General features: G+C 68.2%; 16 protein-coding genes. 11 read left to right on the top strand and 5 right to left on the bottom strand.

What is annotated here, in order from left to right; all coding sequences use genetic code 11:
- Nucleotides 1-4: 4 nt before the first annotated feature.
- The 3 genes from IG196_RS18240 to IG196_RS18230 are packed head-to-tail and all read right to left on the bottom strand — an operon-like array spanning nt 5 to nt 4160.
- Nucleotides 5-1609: an ABC transporter substrate-binding protein gene (locus IG196_RS18240; RefSeq protein ID WP_192192241.1), complete on the bottom strand. Its 1605-nt coding sequence runs from the start codon at nt 1607-1609 to the stop codon at nt 5-7.
- Nucleotides 1610-1647: 38 nt separating this feature from the next.
- Nucleotides 1648-2745, bottom strand: coding sequence for a C45 family autoproteolytic acyltransferase/hydolase (locus IG196_RS18235; protein ID WP_192192240.1), 1098 nt, complete (start codon nt 2743-2745; stop codon nt 1648-1650).
- 56 nt (nt 2746-2801) lie between these two features.
- Nucleotides 2802-4160 carry an aspartate aminotransferase family protein gene (locus IG196_RS18230; RefSeq protein WP_225616712.1) on the bottom strand — a complete coding sequence of 453 codons (1359 nt, stop codon included), beginning with the start codon at nt 4158-4160 and terminating at the stop codon, nt 2802-2804.
- Between the two features lie 164 nt (nt 4161-4324).
- On the opposite strand from IG196_RS18230, the gene IG196_RS18225 reads away from it, so the two are divergent.
- Genes IG196_RS18225 through gabT form a run of 3 tightly spaced genes read left to right on the top strand, consistent with a single transcriptional unit; the run spans nt 4325 to nt 7852 of the window.
- Complete coding sequence (locus IG196_RS18225; protein ID WP_192192239.1) at nt 4325-5272, top strand: GntR family transcriptional regulator; 948 nt, start codon at nt 4325-4327, stop codon at nt 5270-5272.
- A gap of 16 nt (nt 5273-5288) precedes the next feature.
- Nucleotides 5289-6527: a serine hydrolase domain-containing protein gene (locus tag IG196_RS18220; RefSeq protein WP_225616711.1), complete on the top strand. Its 1239-nt coding sequence runs from the start codon at nt 5289-5291 to the stop codon at nt 6525-6527.
- Nucleotides 6528-6562: 35 nt separating this feature from the next.
- Nucleotides 6563-7852: a 4-aminobutyrate--2-oxoglutarate transaminase gene (gabT, locus tag IG196_RS18215; RefSeq protein ID WP_192192237.1), complete on the top strand. Its 1290-nt coding sequence runs from the start codon at nt 6563-6565 to the stop codon at nt 7850-7852.
- Nucleotides 7853-7856: 4 nt separating this feature from the next.
- Here gabT and IG196_RS18210 read toward each other — a convergent pair whose 3' ends face one another.
- Entirely contained in the window at nt 7857-8240 is a 384-nt protein-coding gene (locus tag IG196_RS18210; protein ID WP_101489993.1) for a response regulator, read from the bottom strand.
- 241 nt (nt 8241-8481) lie between these two features.
- On the opposite strand from IG196_RS18210, the gene IG196_RS18205 reads away from it, so the two are divergent.
- The 4 genes from IG196_RS18205 to IG196_RS18190 all read left to right on the top strand — a co-directional run bounded on the left by IG196_RS18205 (nt 8482) and on the right by IG196_RS18190 (nt 12122).
- Nucleotides 8482-9279 carry an acetoacetate decarboxylase family protein gene (locus IG196_RS18205; protein ID WP_192192236.1) on the top strand — a complete coding sequence of 266 codons (798 nt, stop codon included), beginning with the start codon at nt 8482-8484 and terminating at the stop codon, nt 9277-9279.
- A 46-nt stretch (nt 9280-9325) separates the two neighbouring features.
- Nucleotides 9326-10141 carry a helix-turn-helix transcriptional regulator gene (locus tag IG196_RS18200; protein WP_192192235.1) on the top strand — a complete coding sequence of 272 codons (816 nt, stop codon included), beginning with the start codon at nt 9326-9328 and terminating at the stop codon, nt 10139-10141.
- Nucleotides 10142-10172: 31 nt separating this feature from the next.
- A complete protein-coding gene (gene dusA / locus IG196_RS18195; protein WP_192192234.1) occupies nt 10173-11171 on the top strand; it encodes a tRNA dihydrouridine(20/20a) synthase DusA in 999 nt (332 codons plus the stop codon).
- Between the two features lie 165 nt (nt 11172-11336).
- Nucleotides 11337-12122: an IclR family transcriptional regulator gene (locus tag IG196_RS18190; protein ID WP_192192233.1), complete on the top strand. Its 786-nt coding sequence runs from the start codon at nt 11337-11339 to the stop codon at nt 12120-12122.
- Nucleotides 12123-12250: 128 nt separating this feature from the next.
- On the opposite strand, the gene IG196_RS18185 is transcribed toward IG196_RS18190, so the two are convergent.
- Nucleotides 12251-12898 carry a GntR family transcriptional regulator gene (locus tag IG196_RS18185; RefSeq protein WP_095947169.1) on the bottom strand — a complete coding sequence of 216 codons (648 nt, stop codon included), beginning with the start codon at nt 12896-12898 and terminating at the stop codon, nt 12251-12253.
- Nucleotides 12899-13029: 131 nt separating this feature from the next.
- Here IG196_RS18185 and scpA point away from each other — a divergent pair, with 131 nt between their 5' ends.
- Genes scpA through IG196_RS18165 form a run of 4 tightly spaced genes read left to right on the top strand, consistent with a single transcriptional unit; the run spans nt 13030 to nt 18335 of the window.
- Complete coding sequence (scpA, locus tag IG196_RS18180; protein WP_192192232.1) at nt 13030-15195, top strand: methylmalonyl-CoA mutase; 2166 nt, start codon at nt 13030-13032, stop codon at nt 15193-15195.
- 16 nt (nt 15196-15211) lie between these two features.
- Entirely contained in the window at nt 15212-15685 is a 474-nt protein-coding gene (locus IG196_RS18175) for a GNAT family N-acetyltransferase (protein ID WP_099790209.1), read from the top strand.
- Nucleotides 15682-16731 carry a methylmalonyl Co-A mutase-associated GTPase MeaB gene (gene meaB / locus IG196_RS18170; protein WP_192192231.1) on the top strand — a complete coding sequence of 350 codons (1050 nt, stop codon included), beginning with the start codon at nt 15682-15684 and terminating at the stop codon, nt 16729-16731. The genes IG196_RS18175 and meaB overlap by 4 nt, the downstream gene beginning before the upstream one ends.
- 59 nt (nt 16732-16790) lie before the next feature.
- Nucleotides 16791-18335 (top strand): acyl-CoA carboxylase subunit beta, encoded by a 1545-nt coding sequence (locus IG196_RS18165; protein ID WP_099790205.1) that lies wholly within the window; start codon nt 16791-16793, stop codon nt 18333-18335.
- Nucleotides 18336-18348: the final 13 nt, after the last annotated feature.

The raw sequence follows: 18348 nt of genomic DNA, 5'->3' as shown, positions 1-18348 counted from the left end.
CCCGTCAGCCGCGCGCGTCGAGCCGGACGTTCCAGAACCGCGGCTTGGCCGGCGCCCAGCCCTTGAAGCCGGTCACGCTCTTGCGCATGGCGGTGGCGTCGCTGGCGTTGAAGAGCACGACCATCGGCACGTCCTGCAGCATCTGCTTGTGCAGCTCGTCGAACAGCACCTGGCGGCGCGCCTTGTCGCGCGAGACCATGCTCTCGGTGAGCCGGGTCTGCGCGGCGGCGTTGTCCCACACCTTGCGCGGCTGCGCGGCCTTGTCGCCGGTGACCATCTCGTAGTTGAGCGAGGGGTCGATGCGCGCCGAGTACACGAAGGCCATGCTCTGGTACTGGCCCTTGGTGTAGCGGTCGAGCTGCGTAGCCCAGTCGAGCACTTCCAGTTCGACGTTGATGCCGGCCTCGGAGGCCATGGCCTGCACCAGCACGGCGGCCGAGTACAGCGCCTCGTAGCGCTTGTTGGCCACGAGCTTGATCGGCTGGCCGCGGTAGCCGGCTTCGGCCAGCAGCTTCTTTGCACCGGCGATGTCGCGCTTGTAGCCGCCGGCCTGCACGGCGCTGTAGAACGGGCTCGACGAAGGCACGACCGAGTTGTTGACGGCCGAGAGGCCCTCGGTGACCGACTTGGCGATCTCGGGCGTGTCGAGCGCCAGTGCCAGCGCGCGGCGAATGCGCACGTCTTTCAGCAGCGGGTCGGTGGTCTGCAAGAGCAGCGCGACCATGGTCATCACCGGCGTGGTGTCGACGCGCACGTCGCTGCGACCGCGCATCTCGACCACGTCGGCGGGGCTGGGGCTGATGAAGGCGTCGATGCCGCCGCTGTAGAGCGCGGCCTTGGCCGCGGCCGAGTCGGGGATGACGACGAAGCGCAGGTTCTCGATCTCGGCCTTCTTGCCGCCCGTGAGGCCGTCGCGCGCTTCGGGGCGCGCGCTGTAGCTGTCGAAGCGCGTGAGCTCGATGTACTGGCCGCGCTTCCACTCCTTGATCTTGTAGGGGCCGGTGCCCACGGGCTCCTTCCACTGGCCGTCGGCGCCGAGCGAGCTGCGGTGCACGATGGCGGCGCCGCCGCAGTCGGGGCGCGCCATCATGGTGAGAAACAGCGCGCTCGGGCGCTCGATCTTGAACACCACCGTCTTCGGCGTGGGCGCTTCCACCGCAAGCACCTTGGTCATGCCCTTGCCGTCGAACTCGGGCAGGCAGCGCCAGCCGCTGTTGGGCTTGAGGTAGCGCTGCCAGCTCCACACCACGTCGTCGGCGGTGAGCACCGCGCCGTTCTGGAACTTCACGCCGTCGCGCAGGGTGAAGGTGTAGGTCAGGCCGTCGGCCGAGGTGTCGACCTTGCTCGCGAGCATCGGACCGACCGAGGTGTCTTCGCGCAGCGCGACCAGGCCTTCGACGACGTGGGTGAGCACGTTGTCGGTGTTGTCGTCGCGGTTGCCGCCGGGGTCGGTGGAGCGGATGTCGGAGTTGATCTGGATCCGCATCGTCTGGCCGGCGCCGACGGGCGCTTGGGCAAAGGCCGCGCTGGCGGCCATGCCGAGGCCGAGGGCCAGTGCGGCAGCGACGCGCGCAGCGGGAGGGAGGGACGGGGGCGTGGGCAGGTTCATGGCAACACTCCTGGCGATGGCTGGGCGGGGCGGGCGGATCAGAGGGAATACTCGGTGAAGCGGTGCGCCTTGAAGGGCGCCGGCGCGATGCGCATCTTTCGTGCCGCCGGGTCCATGACGATGGTCGCCACGGTGGCCGACGACGCTCCGCCGGGGCCCGCGCTCGGGCTGCGGCACACGGCGCGCGGCGCGCCGAAGCGGTCTTGCAGCGCATCGAGAACGTCCTGCTCTGTGAGCAAACCTGCCGCGCGTTTGTTGTGCAGCGCCTCGGTCACGCGGCGGTCGCGGTAGAGCGAATCGGGCGTGGTCTCCAAGCTGCGGTCGACCACGCGCGCCAGTGCCGCCGGGGTCTTGAAGTGGTTGGCGTGCACCAGGATGCCGCCTTCGGGCTGCTGCCAGAACACCTGCTCGGGGCAGGTCTCCAGGCTCACGGCCTCGCCCTCGGCGTGCGTGATGATCATGTTGTTGGAGATCGAGCGCGCGCTGCGGCACACCACGCCCAGCGCGTTGGCGTACAGCGTCGACTGCAGGATGCCGCGGCGGATCAGCGCCAGCGGCACGCCTTGCTGCTTGCCGTCGTTGTCGGCCTTGATGAAGTTGCCGGTGACGGCGATGCCCGCGCTGTTGAGTCCCGCGCGCGCCAGCGTGCCGGCCTCGGCGAAGGTGAGCATGGCCGGGCCTTCGTCGGGCTGGATGCGCAGCACCACGCCGAGTTCGAGGCTCTCGACGCGCCAGTCCCAGTTCTGCGCGTGGATCAGCTTGCCGTCGCGCGCGGCCGAAGGCATGACGACCACGCCGGTGCAGCCGTCGGGCGGCTCGGTGGCTTCGAGCTGCTGGAAGGCGTAGAGCATTTCGCTGCGCGCGTTGAGCGCCACGATGTCCTCGGCCGGCACGCCTGCGCCTTCGGCCACGCCCTCGATCTCGCGCAGCATGCCGGCGTCGAAGGCCTCGACCATCGGCATGAAGCGGCGTGCCAGCGCGCGCGTGCGCTCCCAGTTCAGGCCCACGCGCTCGAAGGCGGCGCGGTAGGTGCGCAGGCTCAGGTCGATGCGGTCGCCGGCGGCGCGGCCGTACTGGCGCCCGCGCTGCTGTGCGTCGCCTTCGATGTCGTAGAGGGGGAACGATTCGATGTCCATGGTGTGTCTTGTCTCCGGGGCTTGTCTTGTGTGTCGGTGCGTGCAGCGTGAGGCGGTCAGGCTGCCGTGTCGGTGGCTTGTGCGGTCTGCGCGATGGCGGCGCGCAGGCTGTCGATGATCTGGTCGATGTGCCGGCGCTCCAGCGTGAACGGCGGCGACAGCGCAATGGTGTCGCCCACCGAGCGCACCAGCACGCCGCTTTCGTCCAGGCAATGTTGCGCCACCGCCTGCGCATGCGTGCCGGGGCCCGAGGCCCAGCCTTGCAGCTCGATGCCCGCCAGCAGGCCGACGTTGCGCACGTCGATCACGCCCGGCAGGCCGCGCAGGCTGTGCAGGCCGTCTTCGAAGTAGGGCGACAGCTCGGCGGCGCGGGCGATGAGGCCGTCTTCGGTGTAGGCGTCGAGCGTGGCCAGGGCGGCGGCGCAGGCCAGCGGATGGCCCGAGTAGGTGTAGCCGTGCGACAGCTCGACCGCGCTCACGCTGCCCTGCATGAAGGCGTCGTGCACCGCGCCGCGCATGAGCACAGCGCCCATCGGCACGGCGCCGTTGGTCAGGCCCTTGGCGGTGGTGATGAGGTCGGGCGTCACGCCGAACAGGTCGGACGCGAAGTTGCTGCCCACGCGGCCGAAGCCAGTGATGACCTCGTCGAAGATCAGCAGGATGCCGTGCTTGTCGCAAATTTCGCGCAGGCGCTTGAGGTAGCCGCGCGGCGGCGGCAGCACGCCGGTGGAGCCGGCCACGGGCTCGACGATCACGGCGGCGATGGTCGAGGCGTCGTGCAGCGAGACCAGTGCTTCGAGCGCGTCGGCCTTGTCGATGCCGTGCGCCGGCTCGCCGCGCGAGAAGGCGTTGCGCGCCAGGTCGAGCGTGTGCGGCAGGTGGTCCACGCCGTTGAGCAGCGGCCCGAAGGTGCTGCGCTGGCGCCCGATGCCGCCCACCGAAATGCCGCCGAAGCCCACGCCGTGGTACGAGCGCTCGCGCCCGATGAGCCGGTAGCGGCCCGCGTCGCCGCGCGCCCGGTGGTAGGCCACCGCGATCTTCAGCGCGGTGTCGACCGACTCCGAACCCGAGTTGGTGAAGAACACGTGGTCCATGCCGGCCGGCGCCATCTGCGTGAGGCGCTGTGCCAGCGTGAAGGCGGCGGGGTGGCCGATCTGGAAGTTGGAGGCGTAGTCGAGCACGTCGATCTGCGCCTTCATCGCCGCGCTGACCCGCGGGTTGCGGTGCCCGGCGTTCACGCACCACAGGCCGGCAATGGCGTCGAGCACGCGGCGGCCGTCGGCCAGGTCGTAGTACAGGCCCTCGCTGCCGACGATGAGGCGCGGCGCTTGCTTGAACTTGCGGTTGGGCGTGAAGGGCATCCAGAACGCGTCGAGCGAACCGGGTGGCGTTGTCAGGGTATCGGCGGAAGCCACGGTGTTTTTCTCCTTGGGAAACGACCCGTCGTCCGGGTCGGCGTGGGGCCGATCTTGGAATCCAAATTGTATTTTTGGCGCGAGATGTACATGGTTTTTTGGAGCCAAAAATACAAAGAACCCGCGATGATCGGCACCCAGCCCGTGTTTCCGGAGACCCATGGATGGCCCCGCAGCAGCAGATGCAGACGCAGATGGACAACAAGTCGGTCCCGCCGCTCACCCAGCGCGTGAGCCGCTACATCCTCGACCAGGCCCTGGCCGGCGGTTATGAGAACGGCCGCCACATGACCGAGACCGACCTGGCGGGCCGGCTCGGCATTTCGCGCACGCCGGTGCGCGCCGCGCTGCGTCTCTTGCACGAGCGTGCGCTGCTGGCGCATGTGCCCAACCGCGGCTACACGCTGGTGGCCGACCGCGAGGCGCTCGACCGTGCGCGCCGCGAGATGCCGGAAGACGAGGAGAAGACGCTCTATTACCGCGTGCTGCGCGACCGCCTCGCGGGCAAGCTGCCGACGCGCGTCAACGAGCTCGAGCTGGCCCAGACCTACGGCGTGCCGCGCCCGCTGCTGCGCAACGTGATGACCACGCTGCTGCAGGACGGCGTGCTGCGCGGTCGCCACTACCAGCGCTGGGAGTTCACCGAAACCCTCGACTCGGTCGAGAGCGAGCGCGAGAGCTACCGCTTTCGCCTGGTGGTGGAATGCGCGTCGCTGCGCGAGCCCGGCTTCAAGGTTGAGCACGAGCGGCTGCTGGCCTGCCGCGAACAGCAGCAGACCTTGCTCACGCACGCCTCGCGCCATTCGTGGATGGAATTCTTCGAGGCCAACGCGCAGTTCCACGAACTGCTGGCCAGCGCCTCGGGCAACCGCTTCATCCTCGATGCGGTGAAGCAGCAGAACCGGCTGCGCCGCATCTCCGATCTGTCGGACTACCCGCTCGTGAACATCGACCTGCTGCGCAAGTCGTGCCGCGAGCATTTGCAGATCCTCGACGCAGTCGAGGAGAACAAGCTCGAAGTCGCCGCCAAGCACATGCACGCCCACCTGAGCCGTGCCAGCGACATCCTGGAGCGCCGCGTGATGGGCGATCTCGATGCGCTCGGCGAATGAGCCACCGCACCCTTTTATGACGACCCAAGAAACGACGGCTCCCGATGCCGCGCTGGCCGACGGCTGGCGCGATGGTTTTCCCACGGCCGGCACCGCGGTGCAGCGCCCGCGCGAGCGCCCGATCTTCCAGGCCCCCGAGAACCGCTGGGCCTTCTCGCACCTGCGCGAGCTGCAGCCGACGCGCAACGTGTCGCGCGGCACCGGTGCGGTGTCGGTGCTGCCGCGCGCCGAGCGGCCCGAGCTCGACACGCTGGCCTTCACCTTGCCCGTCGACGGCTCGCGCACCGACTGGCGCAGCGCGCTCGCGGCGATCTGCGCCGACGGCGCGGTGGTGTTGCACCGCGGGCGCATCGTGTACGAGCGCTACTTCGGCGCGCTCGACGAGCACGGGCAGCACATGGCGATGTCGGTCACCAAGTCGGTCGTCGGCACGGTCGGCGCGATGCTCGCGGCGGAGGGCGCGCTCAATGAGCACGCGCAGGTGCGGCACTATATCCCCGAGCTGGCGGCCAGCGCTTTCGGCCACGCCACCGTGCGCCAGGTGATGGACATGACGACGGGCATCGACTACTCGGAGGACTACACCGACCCCGATGCCGGCGTGTGGAAGCACGCGCGCGCCGGCCAGTTGTTGCCGCGCCCCGCGGGCTATGCGGGCGCCGAGGGTTACCGCCAGTTCTTGCAGACCGTGCAGGGGCAGGGCACGCACGGCGAAGCCTTTGCCTACCGCACGGTCAACACCGACGTACTGGGCTGGCTCATCAGCCGCGTGGCCGGCCAGCCGCTGGCGCGGGTGCTGGGTGAGCGCATCTGGTCGCGCCTGGGCGCCGAGCAGGACGCGGCCTTTGCCGTGGACGGGCAGGGCGCCGAGTTCGCCGGCGGCGGCCTGTGCACAGGCCTGCGCGACCTGGCGCGACTGGGCGAAATGATGCGGCTGGGCGGCGCGTTCAACGGCAGGCAGATCGTGCCCGAGGCCGTGGTGGCCGACATCCGCTGCGGCGCCGATCCGGCGCGCTTTGCGCTCGCGGGCTACACGCGGCTGGCCGGCTGGAGCTACAGAAACATGTGGTGGGTGGCGCACGACGCGCGCCGCACCTTCACCGCGCAAGGCATCCACGGCCAAGCGCTGCACATCGACCCCGAGGCCGAGATGGTGGTGGCGCGTTTTGCCTCGCACCCGCTGGCCGCGAATGCGCACCTGCCGACCTCGATGCACGCCTTTCGCGCGCTGGCCGAGCACCTGATGCGCGGCTGATTTCCCTTCCTCCTTCTCTTCATTTCTCTTTCTTCATGCTCACCCAAGTCACGACCAACGCGAGCCTGCAGGCCCGCAAGAACGCCGCCTGCGCGCAGGGCATCGGCACGCTCACGCCGCACTTCACCGCCCGCGCCGACAACGCCGAGCTGTGGGACGTGGAAGGCCGGCGCTTTGTCGACTTTGCCAGCGGCATCGCCACGCTCGCCACCGGCCACCGCCACCCGCGCATCGTGGCGGCCGTGCGCGCGCAGCTCGACGACTTTCACCACACCTGCTTCCACGTCACGCCCTACGAGGAATACGTGGCGCTGTGCGAGCAGCTGAACCGCGTCGTGCCCGGCCCCAGCGCGAAGAAGAGCGCGCTCTTCACGACCGGCGCCGAGGCCATCGAGAACGCGATGAAGGTGGCGCGCGCCGCCACCGGCCGCAGCGGCGTGGTGGCGTTCTCGGGCGCCTTCCACGGCCGCACCTTCATGGGCATGGCGCTCACCGGCAAGGTCGCGCCGTACAAGGCGGGCTTCGGCCCGATGCCGGGCGACGTGTGGCACGTGCCGTTTCCGGCCGTGCCGCTGGGCGTGACGGTGGACGACAGCATCGCGGCGCTCGACCGGCTGTTCAAGACCGACGTCGATCCGCAGCGCGTGGCCGCGATCGTCATCGAGCTGGTGCAGGGCGAGGGCGGCTTCTACGTCGCGCCGCCCGCGCTCATGGAACACCTGCGCGCGGAGTGCGACCGCCACGGCATCTTGCTGGTCGTCGACGAAATTCAGACCGGCTTCGGGCGCACCGGCAAGCTGTTTGCGCTGGAGCACTACGGCATCGAGGCCGACCTGGTGACGACGGCCAAGAGCCTGGCCGGCGGCTTTCCGCTGTCGGCGCTCACGGGGCGCGCCGAACTCATGGACGCCACGCGCGTCGGCAGCCTAGGCGGCACCTACGCGGGCAACCCGCTGGCGGTGGCGGCGGCGCTGGAGACGATGCGCGTGATCGAAGACGAAGGGCTGGTCGCACGCGCCCGCATGCTCGGTGAGCGGCTGACGGCGTGCCTGTCGGCACTGCGCACCGAGGTGTCGCGCATCTGCGATGTGCGCGGCCTGGGCGCGATGGTGGCGGTGGAGTTTCGCGATCCGCACAGCGGCGAGCCCGACGCCGAGTTCACGAAGCGCGTGCATGCGGCGGGGCTCGAGCGCGGCCTGCTGCTGCTGACATGCGGCGTGTACGGCAACGTGGTGCGCTTCCTGTTTCCGCTCACCATTCCGGAGGCGGTTTTTGAAGAAGGGCTGGGGCTGCTGGCTGAGTCGATTCGCGCGGCCAACGCGTAGTCGTTCAGCGGCGCGTCTGGATGCCGAGCGTGCGGCAGAAGTCGTAGAAGTCTTCGAGCTGCAGCGACTTGTCGAACACCGCATCGACACCCGCCGACAGCGCGCCTTCGCGCACTTCGGAGGTCGCGTGGTTCATGAACACCACGGTGCGTTGCACGGGTGACTTGCGTTCCCTCAGGTGGTTGGCAACCGTCAGGCCGTTGCCCTTCGCGAGGAACACGTCGATCACGGCGGCGTCCCATGCATCGGGGTTCGCGTCGAGCCAGTCGATGGCCTCGTCGGAGGTGCTGGCAGTGGCAACGACTTCGCATCCGGAGAATTCCCGCAGTCCATCGGTCAGGGTGGTGGCGATCAGGGGGTTGTCTTCTATGAGGTAGATGCGGGTCATCGGTGCGTAGCCTGGAAATGAAATGCAATGCAACGGCTTGTCTGCGCTTGTGACGCAGGTTTGTCGGGCCGATTCATTGTCACGACGCGGGGGCAATGCAGAGTCGGACAACGCCGCCACATGGCGTCCCTCGCGCACGCGAAACTGCTGTTTGTGCATTGCATCACTGGCGTACAAGACGCGGGCGCGGGGCGTGCCTATCGTGCGGGGCTTCTTTGACTCCGTCACGACAGGTTGTTCGATGCCGCCTTTGTCTTCGCCTCCTTTCGCTCCACCCTTCACCGCTTCAGGCCGCAGCGCGCTCGTGCAGGCGCCGCCGTGGCACTACGCCGGCTGGCTGGTCAATGTGGGTTTCTCGTTCGATGCCGCACGCGGCGCGGCGCTGGTGCCGCCGGAGGTCGGCGTGGCCACGGGCCACGGCTGCGTGCATTTCGCCGACTGGCAATCGTGCGGCGACGACGGGCGCGAAATGCTCGACCCGGTGTACGCGCAGTACCGCGAGACCATCGTGGTGCTCGAGATCGAACCGGCGCGCGGCGACACCTCGCGCCGCTGCTTCTACTGCCCGCTCATCTACGTCGACCAGGACATCTCGATGCTGCGCGGCTGGCTGCAGGGCTGGCCCAAGAAGATCGGCCAGACCTGGCTCACGCGCAGCCTGCCGCTGATCCATCCGGCCGCCGCGCCGATGGCGGCCGGCAGCCGGCTCGGCGCCAGCCTCAGCGTGAAGGAGCGGCGGCTGGTGGATGCCACGGTCACGCTGTCGGGCGAGGCGAGCGGGCCGCTGGGCTTCCTGGCCGCGCCCACCATCGGCGCCATCGGCTGGCCCGACCTGACACAAGCAGGCAGCGTCGCCGTGCCGCGCTACCTGCGCGCCGACATCATCGACCGTGTCGAAACGGGCTGGGTGCAGGGCAAGGCCACGCTGCGTTTCCACGAGCACCCGGTCGAGGAGCTTGCGCTGCTCGGCCCCGTGCAGACGACGCAGGCCAGCGCAGGCTGGATGGGTCTCACGGTGCGCGGCGCGATCGCGGTGTGAGGAGGGCGCTGCCTCCCGCGGGCGGCTGCGCTACCCTCGGCGGGCCATGACGCTCCCCGCCCCGACGACCTCGCACGTGATCGGCCTGCCGCTGGACGACGGCACGCCGGTCGAGGTGATGTTCGCGGGCGATCCCAAGGCGCACTTCGTGCTGCACTGGCATGCCGAGTGGAGCGTGGGCGCGATCCTCGAAGGCCGCTGCGAGTTCGTCTGCGCGGGCGCGCCCCGGTCGGCACAGGCGGGTGAGTTGGTGCTGATGCCGCCGTTCGCGCTGCACACGGCCGGCGTGAGCGCCCAAGGCTTTCGCATGGTGATGCTGTATGTGCCGCACGCCTGGGTGGCGGCGCGCAGAGGCTGGCCGGCGGACCGGCGCGGGTCATTGCGGCACGATGTCTGGCGCGACGAGGCGACCGTCGATGCGCTCGCGCAGGCAGCGTTAACAGCCGATGGCGCGCGGGTTGGCGCGTTGCTCGACGGCATCTTCCGCACGCAAACGACCAACCCGCTCGTGGCGGTCGCGCGAGCCGCGGGCGATGCGCGCGTCGAGGCCGTGTGCGACCTGCTCGCGACCGAAGACGCTTGCCGCATCGAACCCGCGGCGCTGGCCGAACGGCTCGGCGTGTCGCGCGAGCACTTCCATCGCCTGTTCCGCGCGGCGGTCGGCATGGCGCCGGCCCAGTACGCAAGGCTGGCGCGCATCGCCCGCGCCAAGGTGCTGCTGCGCGAAGGCCACGGGCCGGCCGAGGTGGCCGTGCAATGCGGTTTTGCCGACCAGGCGCATTTCTCGCGCTGGTTCCGCCGCTGCTTCGGCGTGACGCCGGGGAACTACCGGGCGGGCGGCTCGCTAAAAACCGTCGCGTGAGAAACTACGCCCCCGAGCGAGCGCCCCGCGTATGAACGACAAGTCCTTGAATCTGAAAGAAAAAATCATCTCCGTCGCGCCCATGATGGACTGGACCGACAGGCACTGCCGCGTCTTCCACCGCCTCATGACGCGCCATGCGCTGCTCTACACGGAGATGGTGACCACCGGCGCGCTGATCCACGGCGACGTGCCGCGCCACCTGCGCTTTCATGCCGAAGAACACCCCGTGGCGCTGCAGCTCGGCGGCAGCGAGCCGAACGACCTCGCGCACTGCGCGAAGCTCGGCGAAGAGTGGGGCTACGACGAGATCAACCTGAACTGCGGCTGCCCGAGCGAGCGCGTGCAGCGCGGCGCCTTCGGGGCCTGTCTCATGAACGAGCCGCAGCTGGTGGCCGATTGCGTGAAGGCGATGGTCGACGTGGTCGATGTGCCGGTCACGGTGAAGCACCGCATCGGCATCGACAAGATCGAGAGCTACGAGTTCGTGCGCGACTTTGTCGGCGCGGTGAGCGAGGCGGGCTGCGGCACTTTCATCGTGCACGCGCGCAACGCCTGGCTGCAGGGCCTGAGCCCGAAGCAGAACCGCGAGATTCCGCCGCTGCGCTACGCGCTGGTGCACCGCCTGAAGCACGACTTTCCGGCGCTGCAGTTTTCGATCAACGGCGGCATCGCCACCAACGCCCAGGTGCACGAGCACCTGCGGCTGCTCGACGGCGCGATGATCGGCCGCGAGGCGTACCACAACCCTTGGTGGCTGTCCGAGTGGGACGCCGAGTTCTACGGCGAGGCCCCGCAGACGCTCACGCGCGAGGACATCGAGGCGCAGATGTGCGACTACATGGTCCGCGAGGCGACCGAGCACGGCACGAACTGGTGGTCGATCGCGCGCCACATGCTGGGCCTGCGCAACGGCCTGCCCGGCGCGCGCCGCTGGCGCCAGGTCTGGAGCGACCATCGTCTGAAGACCCGTCCGCCGCACGAAGTGATGGCGCTGGCGCACGAACCCATCGCCGCCCAGGCCGCCTGATTCCCCTCGCCGCCGCCACCCACTTTGTAGACAGTCAACACAATTGAGTGCAGTTGACGCGCGATGGAACATAGTTTCATGACAATGCAACAACAAGTGTGAGCGAATCACCTGTTTTTGCTCAAGAATAAGGCGGTCAGGGAAACAAGAAAAAGGTTCTGTCTTATGAGTGAAGCTGTGGGCGGCAAGGAAGAAGTCAGTGCGCTTGCCAGGGGGTTGTCGCTGCTGAAGGTCATCGGGATGTCAGCGGCACCCGTCGGAAACCGGGAACTGGCCGACACCACCGGCATCCCGAAGGCCACGGTGTCGCGCCTCACGGCGACGTTGGTGGGCGCGGGGTTTCTGCGGCAGTCGCAGGACAGCGAGCGCTTCAGCCTGGGGCCGGTGCTGCTCGACATGAGCAGCCGCTACCTGCGCAATTTCGACCTGAGGTCACTGGCGCGTCCCCATCTCGGCAACCTGGCGGAACTGTCGGGGGCCAGCATCCACATGGCGGTGCGCGACGACCTCGACATGCTGGTCATCGATTCGTTGCGCCCGCGCTCGGCCCTCATCAGCTCCCGCATCGACGTCGGCTCGCGCATGTCGATCGCCACCTCCGCCTCCGGCCGCGCCTACATCGGCGCCTTGCCCGTGCCCGAGCAGTCGGCGCTGCTGGAGCAGATCCGGCTCGAAACCGGCGAGAACTGGCACGCCATCGAGCCGCGCCTCATCGCCAGCCTGGAAGAGTACGCCCGCCTGGGCTACTGCACCTCGTTCGGCGAATGGAATCCCCAGATCCACGCCCTGGGCTTTGCGCTCGCAGGCCCGCGCGGCGAGCGCTACGGCGTGAGCTGCGGCGGCCCCGCCTACCTGCTGCCCAGGGAGACCATGCTGAGCCGCGTCGCCCCCCGCATGCTGGAAATTGCCCACCGCATCGCCACAGAGGCGGGCACTCTCACGCTGGACTGAACGAGGCCGCGCCGCAGGCGCAGGCCCTTTCGTGGGACGCCGCGGAACCGGCTTTGCCGGGCCGCAGGCGTCGCCCCCGGAAGGGGGTTGGCGAAGCGACACGAAGTGCGCGCAGCCTGGGGGTGAGCCTATACAGCGGCTTCGAGGCCGTTGAGGAAGTGCTCGCGCATGCGCGCCATGGCGGTGGCGGCATCGCGCGCCTCGATGGCCGCCATCACCGCCCGGTGCTCCGCGAGCGATTCGGCAATGCGCCCCGCCTTCAGTAGCGAGTTGTGGCGATTGAGCTTCATCACCTTGCGCAGGTCGGCCACCATCTGGTCGCGCCACTTGTTGTTGGCAATGGCCAGCAGGCTCATGTGGAAGCGCTCGTTCACGGCAAAGAAGTGCTCGCGGTCTTCCTTGCCGGGGGCGGCGGCGGCCTCCAGTTCGGCGTGCAGCGCCTTCAGCTCGGCGCGCTGGGCGTCGGTGGCGCGTTCGGCCACGACGCCGGCGGCGTCGCTCTCGAGCAGGGAGAGCAGGTGGTACACATCGGCCAGATCCTGCTCCGACACCTCGGTGACGTAGGCGCCGCGGCGCACCTTCATCGTCACCAGCCCTTCGGCGGCCAGCACCTTCAGCGCCTCGCGCAGGGGCGTGCGGCTGATGCCGTATTCCTCGGCCAGCTTGAGTTCGTCGATCCAGCTGCCGGGCTCCAGCTCGCGGCGGAAGATCCGTTGGCGCAGGAGCTCGGCCACCTCTTCATAGAGGGCGCGGGGGGTCAGGGTGACGGCGGACATGGGCTGCACTGTACTTCAAAAAATGCGTTTGAATTAATAATTACGGATGGGTTAGACTCGCGAACGGCTTGCAAATCCGTGCAAGCGACCTTGCGAATCCCGTCAGACCACCGCCTGGAGCGGCGCCTTCCATGAGCAGCAGCACACCCGAACCCACCTACAAGCCGGCCGATCTCGACGCCTGGGCCAAGTCCGCCGCCAAGTCGGCGCCTGGCGGCGACGTGAATGCGCTGAACTGGGTCACGCCCGACGGCATCAGCGTGAAGCCGCTGTACACCGCGGCCGACCTGCAAGGCCTGAAGTACACCGACACGCTGCCCGGCTTCGAGCCCTACCTGCGCGGCCCGCAGGCCACCATGTACGCGGTGCGCCCCTGGACCATCCGCCAGTACGCCGGTTTCTCGACGGCTGAAGAATCGAACGCGTTCTACCGCAAGGCGCTGGCCGCCGGCGGGCAGGGCGTGAGCGTGGCCTTCGACCTGGCCACCCACCGCGGCTACGACAGCGACCATCCGCGCGTGACCGGCGACGTCGGCAAGGCCGGCGTGGCGATCGATTCGGTCGAGGACATGAAGATCCTGTTCGACCAGATTCCGCTCGACAAGGTCTCTGTGTCGATGACGATGAACGGCGCCGTGCTGCCGGTGCTGGCGGGCTACGTGGTCGCGGCCGAAGAGCAGGGCGTGGCACAAGACCAATTGAGCGGAACCATCCAGAACGACATCCTCAAGGAGTTCATGGTCCGCAACACGTACATCTTTCCGCCGGCGCCGAGCATGCGGATCATTGGCGACATCATCGAGTACACGGCGCAGAAGATGCCGAAGTTCAACTCGATCAGCATCAGCGGCTATCACATGCAGGAAGCCGGCGCCAACCAGGCGCTGGAGCTCGCATTCACGCTGGCCGACGGCAAGGAATACGTGAAGACGGCGCTGGCCAAGGGCCTGGACGTCGACGGCTTTGCCGGGCGCCTGAGCTTCTTCTGGGCCATCGGCATGAACTTCTATCTTGAAGTGGCCAAGATGCGCGCGGCGCGTCTGCTGTGGTGCCGCATCATGAAGGAGTTCAACCCCAAGAACCCCAAGAGCCTGATGCTGCGCACGCACTGCCAAACGTCTGGCTGGTCGCTCACCGAGCAGGACCCGTACAACAACGTGGTGCGCACCACCATCGAGGCGATGGCCGCGGTGTTCGGCGGCACGCAGTCGCTGCACACCAACGCGCTCGACGAAGCCATTGCGCTGCCGACCGAGTTCAGCTCGCGCATCGCGCGCAACACGCAGCTGATCATCCAGGAAGAGACGCACATCACGAACGTGATCGATCCCTGGGCCGGCAGCTACATGATGGAAAAGCTCACGCAGGACATGGCCGACGCCGCCTGGACCATCATCGAAGAGGTCGAAGCCATGGGCGGCATGACCAAGGCCGTCGACAGCGGCTGGGCCAAGCTCAAGATCGAGGCCGCCGCCGCCGAGAAGCAGGCGCGCATCGACTCGGGCAAGGACGTGATCGTCGGCGTCAACAAGTACAAGCTCAAGACCGAAGACGCGATCGACAGCCTGTCGATCGACAACGTGAAGGTGCGCGACCAGCAGGTGGCGCGCCTGCAGAGCATCCGCGCCTCGCGCGACAACGCCAAGGTGCAGGCCGCGCTCGACGCGCTCACCGAAGCCGCCGAAAGCAACACCGGCAATCTGCTGGCGCTGAGCATCGACGCGGTGCGTGCGCGCGCCACCGTCGGCGAGATTTCCGACGCCCTCGAAAAATCATTCGGCCGCCATCGCGCCGACACGCAAAAGGTGACCGGTGTGTACGCTGCCGCCTATGACTCGGCCGAAGGCTGGGAAGCGCTCAAGACCGAGATCAACGACTTCGCCGAAGCACAGGGCCGCCGCCCGCGCGTGATGATTTCCAAGCTCGGGCAAGACGGGCACGACCGGGGCGCGAAGGTCGTCGCCACCGCGTTTGCCGACCTGGGCTTCGACGTCGACATGGGGCCGCTGTTCCAGACGCCGGAAGAGTGCGCGCGCCAGGCCATCGAGAACGACGTGCATGCCGTGGGCGTGAGCACGCTCGCCGCCGGCCATAAGACCCTTGTGCCGGCCATCATCGAAGAGCTGCGCAAGCAGGGCGCGGACGACATCATCGTCTTCGTCGGCGGCGTGATTCCGCGCCAGGACTACGACTTCCTCTACGAAGCCGGCGTGAAGGGCATCTACGGCCCGGGCACGCCCATCCCGGCCAGCGCCAAGGACGTGCTGGAGCAGATCCGCGCGGCCGTCGCCGCCTGATCGGTCGAGGTACATCGTGGGCGATCTTCTGCCACGGCTGTCCCTGCAGCCGGTGGACTCCAATGACTTCGAGGACATGCTGGCCCTGCGCATCGATGCGATGCGCCCGAGCCTGGAGCGTGTCGGCCGTTTCGATGCCGCACGTTCGCGCGAACGCCTGAGCGCGGGCTTCGTGGTGCCCTTCATGCACCACATCGTGCTCGACGGCAGCCAGCGCGTGGGCTTCGTCACGCTCAAGCCCGAAGGGGCCGATGCCTTGCGGCTCGATCACCTCTACCTGCGCACCGGCTTCCAGGGCCTGGGCATCGGCGAGTGGGTGATCGATTGGGCACAGGCCCAGGCGCGCGAACAGCGCCGCGACATCAAGCTCACCGCGCTCGTGCAGAGCGACGCCAACCGCTTCTACCTGCGCCACGGCTTCGTGCTCGAAGGCGAAGAGGGCGTCGACCTGCATTACCGCTGGCGCTGCACGGAACTGGCCTGCGGATGAGCGGCACCGTGCAGACCCTCGAACGGGCCATTGCCGCGACCGACGGCATGGTGCAGCGGCGTGCCATCGCCAAGGCGATCACGCTGCTCGAATCGACGCGCAACGACCACCGCGCGCAGGCCGACGAGCTGCTCACGGCGCTGCTGCCGCGCACCGGCCAGTCGTTCCGCCTGGGCATCTCGGGCGTGCCCGGCGTGGGCAAGTCGACCTTCATCGAAACGCTGGGCCTGCTGCTGATCGGCAAGGGCCACCGCGTGGCTGTGCTCACCATCGACCCGTCGTCCACCGTGTCGGGCGGCTCCATCCTCGGCGACAAGACGCGCATGGAGCGCCTGTCGGTGCACGAGCGCGCCTACATCCGGCCCAGCCCGTCGAGCGGCACGCTCGGCGGCGTGGCCGAGAAGACGCGTGAGGCCATGCTGGTCTGCGAGGCCGCGGGCTACGACATCGTCATCGTCGAGACCGTGGGCGTGGGCCAGAGCGAAACGGCGGTGGCCGGCATGACCGACATGTTCGTGCTGCTGCAGCTGCCCAATGCGGGCGACGACCTGCAGGCGATCAAGAAGGGCGTGATGGAGCTGGCCGACCTGGTCGCCATCAACAAGGCCGACATCGACCGCGACGCCGCCACGCGCGCGCAGGCCCAGATCACCTCGGCGCTGCGCCTCTTCGGCCACCAGGGCAACCCCGACCATGCGCACGCGGTGCACGACGCGCACAGCGGCGTGGAGCGCCGCTTCTGGCTGCCCAAGGTGCTGCAGCTGAGCGCACTCGCGGGCACTGGCGTCGACGCCTTCTGGGACGCCGTGCTCGAATTCAAGACACTGCAGACCGCCAACGGCAAGCTCGCGAAGCGCCGCGAAAAACAGGCGACCGCGTGGATGTGGGAACGCATCGACGCCGGGCTCAAGCAGGCGTTTCGCCACCACGCGCAGGTGCGCGAGCTGCTGCCCCAGCTCACGCAGCAGGTGGCGCAGGGCAGCCTGCCGGCCTCGACGGCGGCGCGCCAGCTGCTCGCCGCGGCAGCCATCACCGCCCGGGTGTGACACCTCGGCCCCCACAAGACTCTCCCAGCAATCCAGAACCACAGCTTCGGAAGCACACCATGCAAGAACTGATCGAACAACTCGAAAAGAAGCGCGCCCAGGCGCGACTCGGCGGCGGGCAGAAGCGCATCGACGCGCAGCACGCCAAGGGCAAGCTCACGGCGCGCGAGCGCATCGAGCTGCTGCTCGACGACGGCACGTTTGAAGAATGGGACATGTTCGTCGAGCACCGCTCGGTCGACTTCGGCATGGCCGAGCAGAAGATCCCCGGCGACGGCGTGGTCACGGGCTACGGCATGATCAACGGCCGCCTCGTGTTCGTGTTCAGCCAGGACTTCACGGTCTTCGGCGGCGCGCTCAGCGAAGCCCACGCCGAAAAAATCTGCAAGGTGATGGACCAGGCCATGAAGGTCGGCGCACCGGTCATCGGCCTGAACGATTCGGGCGGCGCCCGCATCCAGGAGGGCGTGGCGTCGCTGGGCGGCTATGCCGACGTGTTCCAGCGCAACGTGATGGCCTCGGGTGTAGTGCCGCAGATCAGCATGATCATGGGCCCCTGCGCCGGCGGGGCCGTGTACTCGCCCGCCATGACCGACTTCATCTTCATGGTGAAGGACAGCAGCTACATGTTCGTCACCGGCCCCGAGGTGGTGAAGACCGTGACACACGAGAGCGTGACGGCCGAAGAACTCGGCGGCGCCATCACCCACACCACGCGCAGCGGCGTGGCCGACATGGCGTTCGAGAACGACGTCGAGGCGCTGATGATGCTGCGCCGCCTGTACAACTACCTGCCGCTGAACAACCGCGAGAAGCCGCCGGTGCGCCTGGGCAACGACGGCCAGGGCGATCCGGCCGACCGGCCCGACTACTCGCTGGACACGCTGGTGCCCGACAACCCGAACAAGCCCTACGACATCAAGGAATTGATCCTGAAGGTGGTGGACGACGGTGACTTCTTCGAGCTGCAGCCCGACTACGCGAAGAACATCGTGATCGGCTTTGCGCGCATGGAAGGCCAGACGGTCGGCATCGTGGCCAACCAGCCGCTGGTGCTGGCGGGCTGCCTGGACATCAAGAGCAGCATCAAGGCCGCGCGTTTCGTGCGCTTCTGCGATGCGTTCAACATCCCCGTCATCACGTTTGTCGACGTGCCCGGCTTCATGCCCGGCACCGGCCAGGAATACGGCGGCATCATCAAGCACGGCGCCAAGCTGCTCTACGCCTACGCCGAGTGCACGGTGCCGAAGATCACCGTCATCACGCGCAAGGCCTACGGCGGTGCGTACGACGTGATGGCCTCCAAGCACCTGCGCGGCGACGTCAACCTCGCCTGGCCGCGCGCCGAGATCGCGGTGATGGGCGCCAAGGGCGCGGTGGAGATCATCTTCCGCGAAGACAAGAACAACCCCGAGAAGCTCGCGGCCCGCGAAGCCGAATACAAGGCCCGCTTCGCCAACCCGTACGTGGCCAGCGCGCGCGGCTACATCGACGACGTGATCCTGCCGCACGAAACGCGCAAGCGCATCTGCCGCTCGCTCGTGATGCTGCGTGAGAAGAAGCTCGAGAACCCGTGGCGCAAGCACGGCAACATCCCCCTGTGAGCCGCACGGAGAA

Origin of the sequence: Variovorax sp. 38R, assembly GCF_014843395.1 — a bacterium.
Lineage (GTDB): Bacteria > Pseudomonadota > Gammaproteobacteria > Burkholderiales > Burkholderiaceae_C > Variovorax > Variovorax paradoxus_H.
This window is presented reverse-complemented; position numbering and strand designations above follow the sequence as displayed.

Excerpts from the sequence above, each read along its gene's own strand:
- IG196_RS18240 (WP_192192241.1), bottom strand. The coding sequence starts at position 1,609 with ATGAACCTGCCCACGCCCCCGTCCCTCCCTCCCGCTGCGCGCGTCGCT.
- IG196_RS18235 (WP_192192240.1), bottom strand. The coding sequence starts at position 2,745 with ATGGACATCGAATCGTTCCCCCTCTACGACATCGAAGGCGACGCACAG.
- IG196_RS18225 (WP_192192239.1), top strand. The coding sequence starts at position 4,325 with ATGGCCCCGCAGCAGCAGATGCAGACGCAGATGGACAACAAGTCGGTC.
- IG196_RS18220 (WP_225616711.1), top strand. The coding sequence starts at position 5,289 with ATGACGACCCAAGAAACGACGGCTCCCGATGCCGCGCTGGCCGACGGC.
- gabT (WP_192192237.1), top strand. The coding sequence starts at position 6,563 with ATGCTCACCCAAGTCACGACCAACGCGAGCCTGCAGGCCCGCAAGAAC.
- IG196_RS18210 (WP_101489993.1), bottom strand. The coding sequence starts at position 8,240 with ATGACCCGCATCTACCTCATAGAAGACAACCCCCTGATCGCCACCACC.
- IG196_RS18205 (WP_192192236.1), top strand. The coding sequence starts at position 8,482 with ATGCCGCCTTTGTCTTCGCCTCCTTTCGCTCCACCCTTCACCGCTTCA.
- IG196_RS18200 (WP_192192235.1), top strand. The coding sequence starts at position 9,326 with ATGACGCTCCCCGCCCCGACGACCTCGCACGTGATCGGCCTGCCGCTG.
- dusA (WP_192192234.1), top strand. The coding sequence starts at position 10,173 with ATGAACGACAAGTCCTTGAATCTGAAAGAAAAAATCATCTCCGTCGCG.
- IG196_RS18190 (WP_192192233.1), top strand. The coding sequence starts at position 11,337 with ATGAGTGAAGCTGTGGGCGGCAAGGAAGAAGTCAGTGCGCTTGCCAGG.
- IG196_RS18185 (WP_095947169.1), bottom strand. The coding sequence starts at position 12,898 with ATGTCCGCCGTCACCCTGACCCCCCGCGCCCTCTATGAAGAGGTGGCC.
- scpA (WP_192192232.1), top strand. The coding sequence starts at position 13,030 with ATGAGCAGCAGCACACCCGAACCCACCTACAAGCCGGCCGATCTCGAC.
- meaB (WP_192192231.1), top strand. The coding sequence starts at position 15,682 with ATGAGCGGCACCGTGCAGACCCTCGAACGGGCCATTGCCGCGACCGAC.
- IG196_RS18165 (WP_099790205.1), top strand. The coding sequence starts at position 16,791 with ATGCAAGAACTGATCGAACAACTCGAAAAGAAGCGCGCCCAGGCGCGA.